General features: G+C 71.8%; 15 protein-coding genes. 3 read left to right on the top strand and 12 right to left on the bottom strand.

Going from position 1 to position 18,057, the window contains the following annotated elements:
- Positions 1–136: 136 nt before the first annotated feature.
- From AB0B98_RS12110 to AB0B98_RS12090, 5 genes are all read right to left on the bottom strand, one after another.
- The gene (locus AB0B98_RS12110) at positions 137–955 is read right to left on the bottom strand and encodes a basic amino acid ABC transporter substrate-binding protein (protein WP_238668495.1); all 819 of its coding nucleotides are present in this window, start codon (positions 953–955) and stop codon (positions 137–139) included.
- Positions 956–1,131: 176 nt separating this feature from the next.
- A complete protein-coding gene (locus tag AB0B98_RS12105) occupies positions 1,132–1,809 on the bottom strand; it encodes a hypothetical protein (RefSeq protein WP_357362426.1) in 678 nt (225 codons plus the stop codon).
- A gap of 86 nt (positions 1,810–1,895) precedes the next feature.
- Positions 1,896–2,807 carry a sulfotransferase gene (locus tag AB0B98_RS12100; RefSeq protein WP_357362424.1) on the bottom strand — a complete coding sequence of 304 codons (912 nt, stop codon included), beginning with the start codon at positions 2,805–2,807 and terminating at the stop codon, positions 1,896–1,898.
- A gap of 3 nt (positions 2,808–2,810) precedes the next feature.
- A complete protein-coding gene (locus AB0B98_RS12095; RefSeq protein ID WP_357362422.1) occupies positions 2,811–3,830 on the bottom strand; it encodes a sulfotransferase in 1,020 nt (339 codons plus the stop codon).
- On the bottom strand, positions 3,827–5,110 hold the full coding sequence (locus tag AB0B98_RS12090) for a glycosyltransferase family 4 protein (protein ID WP_357362420.1): 1,284 nt from the start codon (positions 5,108–5,110) through the stop codon (positions 3,827–3,829). Before AB0B98_RS12090 ends, AB0B98_RS12095 begins: the two co-directional genes overlap by 4 nt.
- 258 nt (positions 5,111–5,368) lie before the next feature.
- On the opposite strand from AB0B98_RS12090, the gene AB0B98_RS12085 reads away from it, so the two are divergent.
- The 3 genes from AB0B98_RS12085 to AB0B98_RS12075 are packed head-to-tail and all read left to right on the top strand — an operon-like array spanning position 5,369 to position 8,581.
- Complete coding sequence (locus AB0B98_RS12085; RefSeq protein ID WP_238668500.1) at positions 5,369–6,331, top strand: sulfotransferase; 963 nt, start codon at positions 5,369–5,371, stop codon at positions 6,329–6,331.
- On the top strand, positions 6,324–7,103 hold the full coding sequence (locus tag AB0B98_RS12080) for a sulfotransferase (RefSeq protein WP_357362418.1): 780 nt from the start codon (positions 6,324–6,326) through the stop codon (positions 7,101–7,103). Before AB0B98_RS12085 ends, AB0B98_RS12080 begins: the two co-directional genes overlap by 8 nt.
- Entirely contained in the window at positions 7,100–8,581 is a 1,482-nt protein-coding gene (locus AB0B98_RS12075; RefSeq protein ID WP_357362416.1) for a hypothetical protein, read from the top strand. Before AB0B98_RS12080 ends, AB0B98_RS12075 begins: the two co-directional genes overlap by 4 nt.
- On the opposite strand, the gene AB0B98_RS12070 is transcribed toward AB0B98_RS12075, so the two are convergent.
- From AB0B98_RS12070 to AB0B98_RS12040, 7 genes are all read right to left on the bottom strand, one after another.
- Entirely contained in the window at positions 8,578–9,432 is an 855-nt protein-coding gene (locus AB0B98_RS12070) for a sulfotransferase (protein ID WP_357362414.1), read from the bottom strand. The two genes, AB0B98_RS12075 and AB0B98_RS12070, sit on opposite strands and share 4 nt — an antisense overlap.
- Positions 9,429–11,009: a flippase gene (locus AB0B98_RS12065; protein WP_357362412.1), complete on the bottom strand. Its 1,581-nt coding sequence runs from the start codon at positions 11,007–11,009 to the stop codon at positions 9,429–9,431. Before AB0B98_RS12065 ends, AB0B98_RS12070 begins: the two co-directional genes overlap by 4 nt.
- A 31-nt stretch (positions 11,010–11,040) precedes the next feature.
- Positions 11,041–12,054: a Wzz/FepE/Etk N-terminal domain-containing protein gene (locus AB0B98_RS12060; protein ID WP_357362410.1), complete on the bottom strand. Its 1,014-nt coding sequence runs from the start codon at positions 12,052–12,054 to the stop codon at positions 11,041–11,043.
- A gap of 25 nt (positions 12,055–12,079) precedes the next feature.
- Positions 12,080–13,504, bottom strand: coding sequence for an O-antigen ligase family protein (locus tag AB0B98_RS12055; RefSeq protein ID WP_357362408.1), 1,425 nt, complete (start codon positions 13,502–13,504; stop codon positions 12,080–12,082).
- 214 nt (positions 13,505–13,718) lie between these two features.
- Positions 13,719–15,011 carry a glycosyltransferase family 4 protein gene (locus AB0B98_RS12050; RefSeq protein WP_357362406.1) on the bottom strand — a complete coding sequence of 431 codons (1,293 nt, stop codon included), beginning with the start codon at positions 15,009–15,011 and terminating at the stop codon, positions 13,719–13,721.
- A gap of 244 nt (positions 15,012–15,255) precedes the next feature.
- Positions 15,256–17,532, bottom strand: a complete 2,277-nt coding sequence (katG, locus tag AB0B98_RS12045; protein ID WP_357362404.1) for a catalase/peroxidase HPI — start codon at positions 17,530–17,532, stop codon at positions 15,256–15,258.
- Complete coding sequence (locus tag AB0B98_RS12040) at positions 17,529–17,984, bottom strand: Fur family transcriptional regulator (RefSeq protein ID WP_308193459.1); 456 nt, start codon at positions 17,982–17,984, stop codon at positions 17,529–17,531. The genes katG and AB0B98_RS12040 overlap by 4 nt, the downstream gene beginning before the upstream one ends.
- Positions 17,985–18,057 lie beyond the last annotated feature (73 nt).

Genomic DNA, 18,057 nt, shown 5'->3' with positions numbered 1-18,057 from the left:
ATCCGCTGTTCGGGGCGCCGGGGGCCCGCCGCCGCCGGGGGGGGGGGCGGTGCGCCCCCGGCGCTTGTGTGCTCCCGGGGTGTTCCCGGCGGGGGGGGGGGGGGGGCCCCCCCCCCCCTCCGGTACTGCGCGGCGCTCAGACGCTCGGCCGCTTACCGATCCACTTCTCGTAGATCGTGTTGTACGTGCCGTCCTGCTTGGCCTTGGCCAACACCTCGTTGATCTTCTTGAGCAACTCCGGGTTGGTGTCCTTCTTCACGGGGAAGCCGTACTGCTCACCGGTGTCGAACTCGGCGGCGACCTCGAACCCGCCCGGGTTCTTCTTCAGGTACTCGGTCCAGACCGGCAGGTCGTTGATGGCGGCCTCGACCTGGCCGTTGGAGACGGCCTGCTGGAGGGCGGCGAGGTCCTCGAACTCGACGAGCTTCAGGCCCTTCTCCGCCTCGAACTTCTTGGCGTAGTCACGACCCGTGGTGGCCGCCTGGACGCCGAGCTTCCTGCCCTTGAGGTCGTCGAGCGACTTGTACGTCTTGCCGGTCTTCACCAACATCGCCTGGGTGGCGTCGAAGTAGGGATCCGAGAAGTCGACCACCTTCCGCCGCTCCTCGGTGATGGTCATGCCGGCGGCGGCCGCGTCGCACTTGCCGGTGTTGAGGTCCTGGCCCGACTTGATCCCCTCGAACGGGGTGTCGATGATCGTCTGCTCGACGCCGAGCTCCTTGGCGACCAGGTCCATGATCTCGACGTCGAAGCCGGTCACCGTGCCGCTGGCGTCCTTGGACTGGAACGGCGGGTACGGCAGATGGGTGCAGACCGTCAGCTTGCCCGCCGCCACCAGCTTGACGCCGCTCGCCTGGACCTCACTGTCGTCCTTCTTCGCACAACCCGCGGTCAACGCGAGGGCGGTGACGGCCACGACGAGGCCGGCCTGACGGACGGCGCTTGGGAACCTCACGGCTGTGTCCCTCCGATTCGGCTTCCATTGCACAGAAAGCCAATCTGGTTCATAGACTTTGCGATAAGCGACCGTACCCGATCCGTCGCATCGCCCCCAGATCACATCGTGACCGCTCGGCCGCCCCGTCCCGGCCGCCTCCGCCGGCAAACCCGACACTTGCCCCGCAACGTGCCTCAGCCACCGGTTCCGTCGGCCGCCCCGTCCGGGGTGAGGGCCCCCTCGTGGGGGTCTGTGTCCAGGAACACATGCTGGTGGCCCTTGCCGGAGTCGACGCTGATCTGGTCGAGCTGGGTAGCCGCGACCGACCAGATCGTCGCGGCCTCGGCCGCCTGCCGCGCGCTGACGTCCAGCACTGCCGCACGTTGCGCCGCCGGAACACCGGCCGCCAGCGCGTAGGCGTCGACGGCCAGCGACGCCTGCTGGACCGCTCCGCGCAACCCTCCGCGCGCCACGTTGGTGGCGGTGGCCCCCGACGGCGGGTCGGCGAACGGCTCGGCCGCCTGGCGCATGACCTCCTGCCACTGGCGTGCCTTCGCCGGATCCGGCGCACGTCCGCCGGTCGTCTCCGTCTTGATGCCCGCCAGGACCGGGGCGACCTGGTCGCGGACCCGTCGAGCCGTATCGATCAGCTCCACGATCTGCTGGGCGTCCCGCTTCGCCTCGTCCTGTTTGATGCTCGCGATGGTCGCCTCGGTGGCGTCCGGACGGCCCACCTGGTAGCCGATCAACCCACCGAGGAGCGCGGTGACCAGTGCGATCACGCCCGCGACGGCCGCGAAGCGCACTGTGCGCTGGCGGCGCACGTCGGCCTTGTCCAACTGGTAGGAGGGTCGGCCGGTGCGGCGCGCCATCGCATCTCCTCACATCGATGGTGTGGGGCCAAAGATTAGCCGCCCCCGTGTCGTCCGTCGATAGCGAGGGCTTTGACACACGCCCGCTAGACGGGGTAGCCCCACTCGGCCAACGACTTCTCCAGCACCCGTTCGATCGCGGCGAGCTGCGCCGGGCTGAGTTCGTCCCGGTACGCCTCCGCCCGGCCCAGCGTGAAGTCGTACCGGGAGAAGCCCTTCTCGAAGGCGCTCGACCAGCTCAGGCCGAGGAAGTCGAGCATCCGGCCGACCTGCTCGCGCGGCTGCTCGACCAGGTCCTCGTAGCGCACGTCCAGCCACTGGTCGGCCGGGTGCCGCAGCCGGGCCTGCGCGAAGGCGTCCATCAGCATCTTCCAGCCCAGCGCGGCGAGCACCTGGAAGGAGCGACCGGACTCGACCCACTCCTCCCGCAGGTCGGACGGGAGCGGGCCATAGATCCAGTTGTCCGGCCCGCGCCAGCCGTCCCACCAGCCCATCTGGAGCCACGAATTGGCCACCGCCCGGCCGTCGCGCACCACGTTGACCACCCGCAGCTCCGGGTACGCGGCGTGCAGCAGGCCGGTTCGCGGCCACCCGGTGACGTGCTGCACCAACTGCTGACAGCGCTGCCGTGTGATCCGCTCGTCGAAGAAGGCCCGCAGCCGCCGGGCCACGAACGGGGTCAGGTCCTCGGCGACCAGGTCCCGACACGGTCGGGAGAAGCCGGCCAGCACCTGCCGGTCGAGCAGGTGGTACGCCTCCGACGGCGCCACCCGGAGCCGGCCCCGTTCCAGCAACCGTCGACTGTGCCGCAGCGAGGTCATCCCCGCCGGGCGCGGCGTCGAACGCCGGTAGAGCGCGCCGTTGAACCTGCCCTTGGGGTTGAGTCGGGCCAGTTTGTCGTCCAGACCGGAGACGAAGCCGACAGCGGGATGCCGGGAGAGCAACTCCTGGACCAGTGTCGAACCGCAGCGACCGGTGCCCACCACCAGTGAGAGCATCGTTCAGCCTTCCTGCCGGGTGGCGGGTGACGAGGAGACGGCCGCGTCCGCGGCGAGGCGGGCGGCGGGAGAGGTGGCCGCCGGGCGGCGCAGCGGGTAGCCGAACCGGGACAGGGCCACAGCGGTCAGCCCGGTCACCACGACGTAGGCGCGGGTGGGCAGCCCGGTCAGCCACTCGGTGTCGGCGACCACGTCGACCAGCCCGGTGCGGTGCCGCGACGGATTGCCGGCCACCGAGTGGGTGGGGGTGAGCCGTACCGTGGCCGGTGTCGGAAACGGAAGCTCGTCGGGGGTCGCGCCGACGAAGCTGGCGATCCGGGCGGTGGCGCCGGCCGGGTCGGTGACGAAGTCCTCGTACCGCACCCGCAGGTAGCGGCCCGGCGCGCGACGGCGGTCGCCCCACAGTCGTACTGTCGCGGTGTTCCAGACCAGCCAGAGCAGCGCGGCCTTGCCGACGGGTGGCCGGCTCATCAGCTCATCGTCGGCGCGCCCGTCCAGCGGGCGTCGGCGACGCCAGGAGTACGCGGTGGCGCGCGGGTCGCGCACCACGTGCAGGACGTACAGGTCGATGCCGGGCAGGCTGCCGAGCAGAGCACCGTACGGCGGCAGCTTGGACGAGTCGACGATGACACCGTCCGACCGACCGGCCAGGGCGTGCTCGGCGATCGAGGCGTAGAGCCGGGCCAGTTGCGTGTCGTCGGGGTGGCCCGCGACCGGCGGCTGCCCCCGACGCTGGCGGCGCAGCAGTGCGGGCAGTCCGCGCAGCCGCAGCCGCTGGGCCAACCGGGCGGCGATCCCGGCCGGGTCAGCGTCGGTCAGGTCGGCGCGCACCCGCGCCCAGAGCGGGCAGTCGGCGACCGGGGCACCGCAGCCGCACTGTCGGTTCTCCAGGATGCCGCGCCGCCACAGGTACCGCAGCTCGCCCGCCGCGAAGAAGCCCGGCAACTGTCCCAGGACGGTGGTGACCAGCGTGCTGCCACTGCGACCGCTGCCGGCGAGGTAGAGCACCCGTACCGGGCTCACCGGGCCGCTCCCCCACCGGCGGCGGCCCGGCCGGCCCGCCGCCGCGACGGCAACGCCTCCGCGGCCTCCGCGTACAGCCCACGGATCCGGTCCAGGTGCCGGTCCGGGCCGAACTGGGCGGCGATCTTCGCCCGGCCGGCCCGGCCCATCCGGTACGCCCGCTCCGGGTCGGCCAGGAGGTCGTTCAGCGCGTCGCCGAGGGCCGTCGGCGCATCGGCGGCGACAATGCGACCATCCACCTCGGGCTGGACCAGCTCGGGAAGCCCGCCCAGGTCGGTGGCGACCACCGGCACACCGCAGGCGAACGCCTCCAGCACCGTCATCGGTTGGTTTTCGTGCCACCGGGACGGCACGGCGACCACAGCCGCCGACCGGATCAGCTCGTGCAGGCGCGGCTTGTCGAGACGGCCGTGGAACCGGACCCGGCCGGGCACCCGCCGCGCGGCGAGCGCCTCCAACTCCGGTCGGGCCGGACCGTCTCCGGCGATGTCCACCATTACCCCGTCCGGCAGCGCGGCGGCCGCCTCGATCAGCACGTCGACACCCTTCTCCGGAGCCAGCCGCCCGGCGAAGACGACACCGCCGCCGGGCGTCTGCTTGGCCGCGACACCGGTCAGGTCGACGAAGTGGTTGACCACCCGCAACCGGTCCGGGTAGACGCCCGCGCGGCGCATCACGTCGGCCAGGAACTCGCTCGGGCTCACGAAGAGCTGCACCGGGTCGTACGCGTCGAACTGCCTGTGCAACCAGGACTCGACGGCGAGCAGGCCACTGCGCGACAGCGACCCGTCCTTGCAACGGCGACGGGCCGCCTGCAACGGGCCACCCGTGACGCACGCCTGGCAGGGGCGGCCCCGGTCCAACAGTTGGTAGCTCGGGCAGGCGAGCTTGTAGTCGTGCAGGGTCAGCACGCACGGCACACCGGCGGCGCGGGCCGAGGCGAGCACCGACGGGGAGAGCTGGTGGTAGATGTTGTGCAGGTGCAGCACGTCCGGCCGAAAATCGTCGATCACCCGGGCCAGCCCGCGGCGGCTCGTCGGTGACCACAGCATCCGGCCGACGGCCACCGCACGGGGCCACACACCGCTCGGCGCCGGCTCCAACACCACTTCGGACGGAAACCGCGCGGCGTACGGCAGCGGCGACTCGTTCTCCGGGTGGCTCATGCCGAAGTAGGCGACAGTGTCGCCGGCAACCCGTTGCAGGTCGGCGAGATCGAGCAGATACCCCTCCGCGCCGCCACGGCGGTAGAGGAACTTGTTCACATGCAGCACGCGCATCGACTCGCCCTGCTCACGTCGATCGGGCGAACCGGGCCCGGAGGTGATGACCGGGGTCTGCCCGCCCCGGCCAGGGCCCACGGTATGCAGGGCAGGTCGGCGAGTCCAGCTCACGTTTGGCATGTGGCTGAACGGGTGATCTTCGTCTGCCCGTGCGGTCCGCGGCCTGGCCTCCCGCCATGATCTCCCGATAGCCTGGCTGCCGCCGGTCACACCCGCTCTGGTGCAGGGCCGCAACGGTGTCCGACGAGGAGGACCGTGACAGCCGACGACGAGGTCTCCGCGCTCGCGTACACCGCGCGGCGGGTCCGGCGGCATCTTCGCTGGGCGCGTACCGAGGGGATCGGACGGCTGATCGAGGAGGACCGCCTCAACCCGATCGACCGGATCAGCACCGCAGTGGCGAAGCGACGCTGGCGACGGCGGGCCGGCCGGACGCCCGGCTCGGCGATGCCTGTCTACCTTGTCGGTCTGCAACGCTCCGGCACGAACATGCTGGTCCGGGGCCTGGACGCCGCCGGAGAGGTCGAGGTCCGCAACGAGAACGACGCCACCGTCTTCCATCGCTTCCAACTGCGCCCCGACCCGGTGCTGACCGCCGCAATCCAGCGCAGCCGGCACGCGTACGTCCTGGTCAAGCCGCTCTGCGAGAGCCACCGCGTGGACGAGCTGCTGGCCCTGCCGGGGTTGACGCCCGGGCGCGCGCTCTGGGTCTACCGCGACGTCGACGACCGGGCCCGCTCCGAGGTCGCCAAGTTCGGTGACGCCAACCTGCGGGCCCTGCGCGCGATCGCCGACGGAAGCATCGGCCGCCGGTGGCAGGGGCAGCGCCTCGACGCCGACACCATCGAGCTGATCCGGGCCCACGACCCGCAGCGGTTGGATCCGCACAGCGGCGCGGCGCTGTTCTGGTACGTCCGCAACTCGCTGTTCTTCCAACTTGGCCTGGACCGGCGGGCCGACGTGCTGCTCTGCCGCTACGACAGCCTGGTCGCGGAGCCCGCCGCGCAGCTCCGACGGCTCTGCGCCTTCCTCGACTTTCCCTACCATCCCCGGCTGCACGCGCACATCGCCCCACGCGCGTCGCACGACGCGGCGGGCCACCGACGGCTACCGATCGACAGGGGCGTCCGGGCCCGCTGCGACGAGCTGACCGACCGGCTCGACCGCGCCGCGGCCGACGTCCGCTCCGAGACGACGAAGGCGGTCGACAGTGGCTGAGACCGGAACCCGTACCGCGCCGATCTTCCTGGTCGGCTGCCAGCGGTCGGGCACCACGATGGTGCGCCTCGTCCTGGACTCGCACTCGCGGATCAGCTGCGGCCCGGAGACCCGGTTCCTGCCGGACCTGCGACGGATCGTCGGCCGGGACTGGGAACGACTGGCCCGCTTCGGTTTTCCGCGCGAGGACTGGCTGCGCCGCATCCGGGACTTCTTCGGCGGTGTGCACGCCGACTACGCCGCCGCGCGGGGCAAGACCCGGTGGGCCGACAAGACCCCGCTGTACGCCATGTCCCTCGACTTCGTCACCGAGGTCTTCCCGGACGCCCAGATCGTGCACCTCATCCGGGACGGACGCGACGTGGTGGTCTCGCACCGCAAACGGTTCGGCTACTGGTCCGCCGTGAAGTGCGTGGTGAAGTGGCCGCGCTACATCCGCGCCGCGCGGGCCGTCGGCGCCACACTGCCGGCGGACCGCTACTACGAGCTGCGCTACGAGCAGGCGGTCAGCGAGCCGGAGAAGACGATGCGCGCGCTGTTCGAGTTCCTCGGCGAGCCGTGGGAGGACGGCATCCTCGACTACGACAGCAAGCAGCACGACGTGGCCCAGAAGTACACCACCGAGGCGGAGCGACGACGCGCGGCGGTGGGCGACACCGCGCCGATCTACGGCTCCCGGGTGGGCAGCTACCGCCACGAACTCGACCCGTTCCTCCGCCTGCTGGTCTGGATCTTCTCCGGTCCGACCCTGCGCGCGCTGGGCTACCGGTGACCCGCCCCGGCCGGCTGCGCGCGGTCGCCACCGCCGTCGCCGCCACGCTCCTGCTCACCGCCGGCTGCACCGCCGACGGCGACGATCCACCGCCGACCCCCACCCCCTCCGCGACGGCGACACCCGCAGTCGGCACGCCGGGGCGCACCGCCGACCAGGTGAGCAACCCGTTCGGCGCGCACTGGGACTGGTCGCGGTACCAGCAGTTCGAGCCGTACCTGCGCCGGCTCGCCGGTTCGGCGACGTACGAGGAGATCTCCTGGTGCGAGATCGAACGGACCTCGGGGCAGGTCGACTGGTCCGGGCTGGACGACATCGCCGCACGCAGCAGAGAGCTGGGCATCACACTGCACCTGAAGATCCGTACCGGCGTGTGCTGGGCGACCGGTGGCACCGCCCGCTACACCCGGGGCGCGGCGAAGAAGACCGAGTCGGCGATGCCCACCGACCTCGGCGCGTACCAGCGGTTCGTCCGCTCGGTGGTGCAGCGCTACGGCCCGTACGGGGTGCGGGAGTACGCCATCGAGAACGAGGTCAACGCGCCGAGCTACTGGGCCGGCAGCCCCGAGGAGTACGCGCGGCTGGTCCGGGCCGCCGCCGAGACCATCCGCGCGACCGACCCGAAGGCGCTGGTGGTCGACTCCGGCATCAGCAGCGTCGCGTACGGCATGGGTGTCGCCGACCGGCTGGTGCGCGCCGGTCGGGTGCCGGAGGCCATCGCCGCCTACCAGGCGTACTTCCAACGTCGGGTCGGCACCCGGGGGCAGCAGATCCCGGCGGTGACCGGGGAGGCGCAGCTGCGCCGGGCGCTCGGGACCGAGACCAACAGCCGCAGCCTGCGCTTCCTGGCGGTGACCGAGTCGCTGCTGACCGACCGCACCGTCGACGTCCGTCAGGTGCACTTCTACGAGCACTTCAGCGGGGTGGCCCCGCTGCTGGACTACCTGCGCGCCACCACACCGCCGGGTACGGCGATCCAGGCGTGGGAGGTCGGGCAGTTCTGGCGCGACGGCGACGGCGACCCGGCCAGCCGCGCGGCGGAGATGGTCAAGACGGTCACCCTGCTGGTCGCCGGCGGGATCGGCGAGATCAGTTGGCTGCCGTTGGCGTACAACCCGAACAACGCCGCCGGCAGCGAGGTCCGCTACGGCCTGCTCGACCCGGACGGCACCGAACGCGAGGCCGGCCGGATGCTGGCCGCCCTTGTCGACGCGGCCCGGGACGCCACGGTCACCCCGCTGCCCGCCCCGGTGGCCGGCAGACTGCACGGGGTCGCGTTCGTCCGTGGTGGACAGAGCACGCTGGTGCTCTGGTCGGCGTCGAAGACGCCGGTGACGGTGCCGGCGACACCGGGCGGACGGACCGGGGCGGTGGGCTCCCCGCTGGGCGCGGCCGGTGGCGGCACCACAGTGACCGACGTCCCCGTCCTGCTCCGCGCCGACCAGCCGGTGGACCGGATCCTCGCCACCGTCCGCTAACGGGCGGGCCAGGGGTCGGGCCAGTCGAGCAGGGTGGCCAGGCGGGCGTTGTGCGGTGCGAAGTGGCCGCTCAGGCGCTCCCGCAGCTCCGGTGTGAGCTGGGAGGGGCCGTGGTCGACGCGTCGGGTGTGCCTGGTGAACGCCTCAGGGGTGAAGGCCGGCAGGCCGAGGAAGCGCAGCACGTCGCCGTACGTGCCGGCCGGGTCGGTGTGCAGGTCCTCAGTCCGGGCGACGTGGATCCGCTCCCGCGGGACCTGCGCGAACCACCTGTCCAACTGCTCGGCGTAGCGGCCCCGGGCCGCGTACGAGTAATGACGCAACGCCCGGTGCGCGGCGGCGCTGTCCGGACCACCACGCGTCGCCCGGGCCAGCCGCTCCTCCTCCGCGTCGAGCGCGGCGGCGAAGGACAGCGGCTCGACGCCGTACGAGCGGGTGTGCAGGTAGTGCGAGTAGGCCCGCTGCACCGGGTCGCGCAGCAGGACGACGAAGCGGGCCTGCGGCAGTGTCGCCGCGACCCGGGCCGGCACGCTCGGATGGAACAGGTAGTAGGGGCTCGCCTCGAACGTGCGCTCACCCGGGGCGAGACGAGGGAAGTGCCCCCGGTACCACCGCGTGCCCCGGGCGTGGTGGACGCTGAAGTACTGCAACTCCTTGCCGCTGGCCACCCGGACCTGCGGATGGGCGGCGAGGTGGTGATACAACGACGTGGTGCCGCAGCGCTGCCCACCGATCACCAGGAAGTCGGGCAACGGGCCGGGCTCCCCCGGCTTCGCCGCGCGCCCCCAGGCCCGCGCCGCGCGTACCCCCCGACGCAGCCGGTCGGTGACCTGACGCCGCACGACGCCGCTCACGAGCGGACCACGGGGCTGCCGGTGCCCACACCGGCGCCGTCGGCGGGCTCGGCCGACACGCGTCGACCACCTCGGCGGGTCGCCGAGCGCAACACCATGACGTCCTCCCGACTGAGCCCGAGGGCGAGCACCACGGCGAGGTACACCGCCACTACCGCGACCAGACCGACAACGAGCTGCGCGGTCCCGCCCCCGACCAACCACCGCACACCGAACCCGACACCCATCGCGACCAGCGCGGCGACCAGGCCCTTGACCATGCCCGCCGTCACCGGCACCGTGTGCACCTGCGCGCGCACCTGCCAGACCCGGGCGACGTTCACCGAAGCCAGCGACACCGCCCAGGCCACCGCCGCGCCGAGAATGCCGTACGCCGGGATGAGCCAGAGGTTGAGCAGGACGTTGAGCAGCAGGGCCGCGAGGTTGTCCACCATGTTGACCGAGACCCGGCCGGACATGTTCAGCAGCGTCCCGCACGGCCCGGTGGCGGCGTTCACGAGCTGGCCGAGCGCCAGCACCACTGTCACCGCCGCACCGCCGGCCAGACCCGGCCCGCCGACCAGACGCAGCAACTGCTCCGGAAAGACCAGCAACGCCACGAAGGCCGGCAGCGACAGCCGGAGCACCCAACCGGTGGCGACCCGGTAGATCCGGCGGACCTCGTCCAGTCGACCCTGGTGGTAGAGGTGCGCCAGGTGCGGGCCGAACGAGGCGTTGACCGGTGCGAGCACGAACACCGCGATGGTGACCAGCCGGGTCGCCACGTGGTAGACGCCGATCGCGTCGGGACCGTAGTCGAAGAAGCCGAGCAGCAACGCGTCCACCCAGATCAGCCCGGTGGACGACAGCGAGGAGACCCAACTGACTGTGGAGAACCGGAACAGCTCGCCCGGCCGGTACGCGGGCCGGGCGGCGGGCACCCGGCCCACCATCCGGGCGAGCGCCACGAGGGCGAGCCCGGCCGCGCTCCAGCTCGCCGCCACCAGCGCCCAGAACGCGCCGGTCAGGCCCGCACCGACGGCGAGCGCCAGCGCGGTGAGCACCAGCCGGGCGGCCGGCTCGTAGACCTGGCCGATGAGGGCGTAGGCCCGTTGCGTGCGCCAACCCCGGGTGGCCGCGAGCGCGGCCTCGCAGATAGTGGCGGCGGGCAGACAGAGCGCCGCCAACCGCAGCCCGGTGGTGAGTTGCGGGTCGTGCAGGGCGTCGGCGAGCCACGGCGCGCCGATCGCCAGACCGAGGGCGATCACTGTGGACGCCACTGCCGAGATGCCGATCCCGAGCCGGATCGCGCCCCGCAGGGCGGCCGGCTCGTCGTCGGCGAGGTGCACCGCAACGAACCGGGTCAACCCGGCCCGGAAACCGGAGAGCGAGAGCAGCCCCAGCAGCGACAGCACGGCGTAGACCTGGGCGTACCGGCCGAGTTCGCGTACACCCAGGACCCGGGCCAGCAACAGCATCACCAGGAAGAGCGCCACCTGGCTGAGCACGGCGCTGCCCAGGTTCAGCACACCGCCGCGGGCCATGCCGCGTACCTGCTGGTCGCCGGCCTCCGGCGCGGCCGGCGACCGGCCGGTCACCGCACGCACCCGGCGGCCTGTCCTCCGATGGTCACGGCCGTGCCGCGGTCACGGTCTCCGCCGACGCCGACGGGGCCGAGGTGCTCGCCGCCGGGGCCACCGGCCGGGCGGCGGCGCGATCCCGCGAGAGCAGTTCGAGTACGCCCACCAGCAGCACCCCGAGCAGCAGACCCGCGCCGCCCACCGGCAGGACGGTGCGCACCAGCTCCGTCATCCGGCTCACCTCGTGCGTCTCGCCGATGCTCGTCACCTGCTTCGGATCGGCGGCCTGGGCCTGCGCCCGCGCCGCCTGCAACCCCTCCCGCGCCTGGGACAGGGCATTGGTGGCCGCGTCCCGCTGGGCGAGCAGGGCCTGGTAATCGGGGAGCTTCGGCCCCAGCTCGTCGAGCTTCTTCTGGGCGGTGGTGATCGCGGCGGTCGCCGCGTCGACACCCCGGCCGTTGCCAACCGCCTGCATGGAGAGCTGCTGCTGTCGCAGGCTGGTCAGTTCACCCAGCGTGGCCTGGTAGATCCGGTCCGGCTGGGAGACCTTGTTGGCCTTCTCCCACTCACCGATCGCCTTGGTCGCCGCTGTGACGTCGGCGTTGGCCGCCTCGACCTCGCCGGTGGCGATGCCGACCTGGGAGGAGAAGAGGAAGGCCAGCGCCCGGGTGGTGGTCGCGGTCAGCACCGGCGCGACAGTCGCCCGGTCGCCTGCGGTGTACGTCACCTCCAACTGGCTGCTCGCGCCGACCTGGGTGATGGCGAGCCCGTCGCGCAACCGCTCGGGCGGCACCCCGGTGTCAGCGCCCACGTCGGCGAGGACGCGGGGCGAGGTGACCGCCGCGCCGAACGCCGCGACGAACTGGTTCGCCGCCTGCGTACCGGTGTACTGCGTCCCGGCCGCGCCGCCCACCAGGGCCGGTGCCGCCACGTAGGCGGTCCCGCTGAACTGCTGTGGCGCCAACAGGACGATGGCTGCCGCGGCGCCAGCGGCGAGAACCGGCACCCCCACGAGTACCCAGAGGCGCCGCCGGGCGACCCGCAGGTAGTCGACGATCTCCACCTTTTTCCCCAATGCTCTCGTTCAGTCAAACCGGGACGGACGTGCCTCGTGGCTGCTCGCCGGTCAGGTTCGGAGCCGGTTGGCGGGCGATCACGCTGGCCGCCGCGGCGAACGCGACGAAGTACCAGAGGGTGACCACGTTGGAAATGACGTTGGAGGCGGCGCTGACCGCCACGAACGCGGCGGCGCAGCCGGTGAACCCGACCGCGACGCCACGCTCGAAGCTGCCCGGAGGCGCGCGCCGCAGCGCGGTCCGGGCGGTGTGCACAAAGGCGAACAGCATCAGCAGGTACGCCCCGAGACCGAGCAACCCGGTCTCCACGTACGCCCGCAGGAAGTCGTTGTGCGGCTTCTTCGCCTCGTCGGTCTCGCGCTGGGTCATGTTCGGCCCGATGCCGGTCACCGGGTTCCGGTCGGCGAGCGTGACGATCTCGGTCCAGTAACCGATCCGCCAGGCCAGGGTGTTTCCGGTCGGGTCTCCGCCGACCGAGCGGGACGTGCCGAGTTGGGCGAAGCGTTCGCCGACGGCGGGCACCAGTGCCACCCCGGCGACCGCCACCACGCAGAGGGTGACCAGCATCCGCTTGCTGCGATGCAGCGCCGCGACCACCACCAGGCCGATCGCCGCACCGAGCAGGGCGCTGCGGGTGTTGGTCAGCAGCAGGAACAGCAGCGAGAGCGCGAGCAGCACCCCGAGGGACGCCCGCAGGCGACGATCCAGGAATCGGTACACAGCGAACCCGAAGATGACCATGAACATCAGGTAGCGACCGAACGTGGTCGACTGGCTGAACGTGCCGCTGATCCGGGTGAAGTCGCCCTTCACCTCGGCGGGCGGGTTGCCGAGCAACGACAGCACGACGGTGTAGCCGAGCGCCAGCGCCAGCGAGGCGTAGCAGGCGAGCAGGACCCGACGGATCGCCGCGGTGTCCGGCATGAGCTGTTCCAGCACCACGAACATCACCACCACGGTGAGGATCCGCAGCGCCTCCAACAGGCTGTTCGCCGGCCGGCTGGCGCCGAGGGCGCTGACCACGCTGCTGGCGCCGACGAGCAGCATGGCCCAGCTCAGCGGGGAGCCGCGTAGCCGCCCGTGCCGGGTGAGCTGTGCGGCCAGCCAGAGCCCGGCGGCGAGGAGGAACAGCACCGCGAGCAGTGTGGAGGGGTCCGCCGCCCGGGCCGTTCCGGCGGAGTCCGCCTGGCCGGCGCTCGGGCCGGTCAGCTTGAACAGGTCGACGCAGGAGCGCACCGCAAGCATCAGCAGCACGTACCCGGCGAACCGGGTCAACGCGAGGACTGCCACCGCGATCCCCGCGACCGCCGCGAGCGGCAGCACCATGCCCCTGCGGTCACCGGCCGCCATGGAGACACCAGCGACCACCGCCACGACCGCGGCGGCCAGCGCCGCTCCGCCGGTGAGCAGGCGGGTCGGGTCGAGCCGCCTGGTCATGAGCGGAGTGTCCTGCTGCGTGTGTTGTTCCACTGATCCCACTGAACTGAATCGGCGCTGCCCGGCCGCTGCCGGGCGCGGCCAACCGATGTCCTCCCGGCACAAGATCGGTTCAATCTAGTCCTGTCACCCCGACGGCAGAAGGGGCCGTTGCACCGACTGCTTCGTCCTCCGGTGGGCTGATCCGACACTCCCCCGACCAACGGCCGTCCGGTCAGTCGGCGGCCCCCGTGGGTCGTGCCCTCGCCCGGCGGCCCGGCTCCGGAGCCAGCCGGAGGTAGAGCTGCTCCAACTCCCGGGCCGCGGTGTCCCAGCTGTACCTGCTGGTGATCCGCTCACCCAGCGCCAGCGCACCGGCCCGTTCACCCGACAGGTCGGCGAGCAGCGACGTCAACACCCGGACCAGGTCGTCCTCGTCGCCGTCGCGGAACAACCGCCCGCCGGCGTTGTCGGACCTGAGCACCTCGACGTGCGGCGCGATGTCGCTGGCGACCACTGGCAGCCCGTACGCGGCCGCCTCCAGCAACGTCAACGGCAGCCCCTCCAATCGGGACGGTTGAACGAAGCCGGCGGCACCGGCGTACAGCTCGGCGAGAAGGTCGCCGTAGGCGAATCCGGTGAAGACGATCCGGTCGTCCGTCCCGGCCTCCCGGCGCAGCCGGTCCACGAAGTCGTCGGTGAACGACGACCCGCCGACGATCGCCAGGCGCATCGGGGTCTCGGTCCGGCGGAAGGCCCGGATCAGCAGGTCGGCCGCCTTCTCCGGCACCAGCCGACCGACCAGCAGCAGGTAGCCGCCGGGGGTCAGCCCGAACTGGTCCTCGATCTGACGGGTCCGCACCGGTCGGGCCGGGTTCACGCCGTTCGGGATGTAGGTCGTCGGGCGGCCGAACCGGGCGTCGTAGTGGGCGGCGAGCCCCTGGGAGACCGTCACCCGCTGGTGCGGGACGTACCCGCTGAACCAGTGGGCGCTGCCCAGCACCGCCCGCGCGGCGAGCCCCCACTTGCCCCGCTGGTTGTCCAGCCCGTGCACTGTCAACACCACGCGCGCCCGGGACAGGGCACGCGGAAGTGGGGCGACAAGGGCCGGCCCGAGCCCGTGGTAGTGCACGATGTCGGGCCGCGCGGCCATCGCTGCCATGGTCGAGGTCGCCGCGTGCACGATGGCGTCGAGGTGCTTGCTGGCGATCGTGTGGGTCTGGCGCAGCCGTACGCCCCGGTAGCCGTCGGCGGGTGTCTCGCCGTAGCTCCGCCGGCAGTAGACGGTGACCTCGTGGCCGTAGCTGGCGAGCCGGCTGGCCATCTCCTCCACGTGCCGTTCGATCCCGCCGTAGGTCGCCGGCATCCCCTTCTGGCCGATCATCGCGATCCGCAGCGGACGCCAGGCGACGGCGGTGTCGACGACGTCCGCTCGGGACCGCCGGGCGGGGACCACCCGTTGCCGGGGTATATCGGGGCTTCCGGCGTGCTGGTCAAGGTCCTCGGCCTGCAGGTCGGGATGGGCCACGTTGACTCCCTGCGTGACTAGGTCCGCGCCCGCCGACCGGGCAGGGTCAACACCTTGCCATGGATGGGCCCGTCCGCCGGCTGATCATTGAGACAGGAAAATCATCCATGGGATTCGTCGCGAAGGGAATGGCACCGGAGGTGGCATCAAGGTGGACGGCGCAGGTGCCGCGTCGAACGGCACGCAAGGGCGACGAGCCCCGGTCGATCCTGACGGATCGGCCGGGGCTCGTCGGTGGTACCTGTCAGGCGATGTCGAACCGGTCGAGCTCCATGACCTTGGTCCAGGCCGTCACGAAGTCGGCCACGAACTTGTCGCGGGCGTCCTGGCTGGCGTAGACCTCGGCGAGGGCGCGCAGCTGCGAGTTGGACCCGAAGATGAGGTCGACCGCCGTGGCGGTCCACTTCACCTCATCGGTGGCCAGGTCGCGGATCTCGTACACGTGCTCGTCGGACTTCGACGCGCTCCACCGGGTGCCCGGGGAGAGCAGGTTGGCGAAGAAGTCGTTGGTGAGCACGCCCGGCCGGTCGGTGAGCACACCGTGCCGGCTGCCGCCGACGTTGGCGCCGAGGGAGCGCAGGCCGCCGATGAGGACGGTCATCTCGGGCGCTGTCAGGTTGAGCATGTAGGCACGGTCGACGAGCAGCACCTCCGGCTGGGTCTTCTCGCCGGCACGCAGGTAGTTGCGGAAACCGTCGGCGCGCGGCTCGAGGACCCGGAAGGAGTCGGTGTCGGTCTGCTCCTGGGTCGCGTCGGTGCGGCCCGGCCGGAACGGCACCGTCACCTCGACGCCGGCGTCCCGCGCCGCCTTCTCGACGGCTGCCGAACCGGCCAGCACGATCAGGTCGGCGAGCGAGATCTTCGCCCCGCCAGCGGCGTTGAACTCCTGCTGGATGCCCTCAAGGGTGGTGAGGACGGTGGCCAGCTGCTCGGGCTGGTTGACCTCCCAGCTGCGCTGCGGCTCAAGGCGAATGCGCGCCCCGTTTGCGCCGCCGCGCTTGTCGGTGTGCCGGAAGCTCGCGGCAGAGGCCCAGGCGGTGGAGACCAGCTGGTCGATCGTGAGACCGGCCTGGAGGACCTTCGCCTTGAGGGCGGCGATGTCGGCGTCGCCCACCAGCTCGTGGTCGACGGCCGGCACCGGGTCCTGCCAGAGCTGCGGCTCGGCCACCCACGGCCCGAGGAAGCGCTCGATCGGGCCCATGTCGCGGTGCAGCAGCTTGTACCACGCCTTGGCGAAGGCCAGCGCGAACTGGTCGGGGTTCTCCAGGAAGCGGCGGGAGATCTTCTCGTACGCCGGGTCGACGCGCAGCGACAGATCGGTCGTGAGCATCGTCGGCCGGTGCTTCTTCGCCGGGTCGAAGGGATCCGGGATGATCGCCTCGGCGTCCTTGGCGACCCACTGCTTCGCGCCGCCGGGGCTGGTGGTGAGCTCCCACTCGTAGCCGAAGAGGATCTCGAAGAAGCGGTTGCTCCACTGCGTCGGCACGTCGGTCCACGTCACCTCGAGACCACTGGTGATCGTGTCGCCGCCCTTGCCGCTGCCGTGGGTGCTCAGCCAGCCCAGGCCCTGCGCCTCCAGCGGGGCACCCTCGGGCTCCGGGCCCACGTGGTTGTCGGCGACGCCGGCACCGTGGGTCTTACCGAAGGTGTGACCACCGGCGATGAGGGCGACGGTCTCCTCGTCGTTCATCGCCATCCGGCCGAAGGTCTCGCGGATGAAGTGCGCCGCCGCGGCCGGGTCCGCGTTACCGCGCGGGCCCTCCGGGTTGACGTAGATGAGCCCCATCTCGGTCGAGCCGACGCCGGCCGCCATCTCCTTCTCGGAGGCGTAGCGCTCGTCGCCCAGCCAGGTGTCCTCCGGACCCCAGAAGATCTCCTCGGGCTCCCAGACGTCCTCGCGACCGAAGCCGAAGCCGAAGGTCTTGAAGCCCATCGACTCCAGGGCAACGTTGCCGGCGAGCACCAGCAGGTCGGCCCAGGAGATCTGCTGGCCGTACTTCTGCTTGACCGGCCAGAGCAGCCGGCGGGCCTTGTCCAGGTTGGCGTTGTCCGGCCAGCTGTTGAGCGGGGCGAACCGCTGCCCACCGTCGCCGGCGCCGCCACGGCCGTCCTCGATCCGGTACGTGCCGGCGGCGTGCCAGCTCATCCGGATCATCAGGCCGCCGTAGTGGCCGAAGTCGGCCGGCCACCAGTCCTGCGAGGTGGTGAGCACCTCGACGATGTCGCGCTTGAGGGCCTCGACGTCGAGCTTCGCGAACTCCTTGGCGTAGCTGAAGTTCTCGCCCAGCGGGTTGCCCTTTGACGAGTGGGCGTGCAGCACCGACAGGTCGAGCTGGTTGGGCCACCAGTCCCGGTTGGTGCGCGGACGACCACCGGTCTTCGGGGTCGGCGAGTCGATCGCCGGGTTCTCACTCTCACTGCCGTGCGCGGTCACCGAGTCGTGCGCGACCGGGCAGCCGGCCGCCGCCTTCTGGTCCACGCCCTGCGCACTGACGGGGCCGTTGTCCTGGGTGTCGCTCATGTACTTCCTTCCGAGCTTGCGGATCTCTGGGGCGTGCGTTCGGTCGCGCAGTCGGGGCAGGTGCCCCAGTAGACGACCTCCGCCTCGTCGACCGTGAACCCGTGGTCGCCCGAGGCGGTGAGACAGGGAGCGTGACCGACGACGCAGTCGACGTCGGCGATGGCGCCGCAGGAGCGGCACACGACATGGTGGTGGTTGTCAGCGATTCGGGACTCGTAGCGGGCGGTCGCCCCGGCCGGCTGGATGCGCCGCACCAGGCCGGCGTCGGTGAGCACGCGCAGCACGTCGTACACCGCCTGGTGGGAGACCGTGGGCTGCTCCGCGCGGACCAGCGCGATCACCGCGTCGGTGCCGACGTGCGGGTGGTCGCGCAGCGCCGCGAGCACCGCCAACCGGGGCCGGGTCACGCGCAACGAGACGGCCCGCAGCTGCGCCTCGAAGTCGGACATCACGGGTACGAACACTAGCTCACTATTTTGGAACGAATCAAGTTTTGCGCCGACCGAGGTACCCCAACGGCGGACG

The organism is Micromonospora sp. NPDC048947 (genome assembly GCF_040649495.1).
Classification (GTDB): Bacteria; Actinomycetota; Actinomycetes; order Mycobacteriales; family Micromonosporaceae; genus Micromonospora; species Micromonospora alfalfae.
The sequence above is the reverse complement of the archived record's forward strand: the minus strand, read 5'-3'. Positions and strand labels throughout refer to the sequence as shown.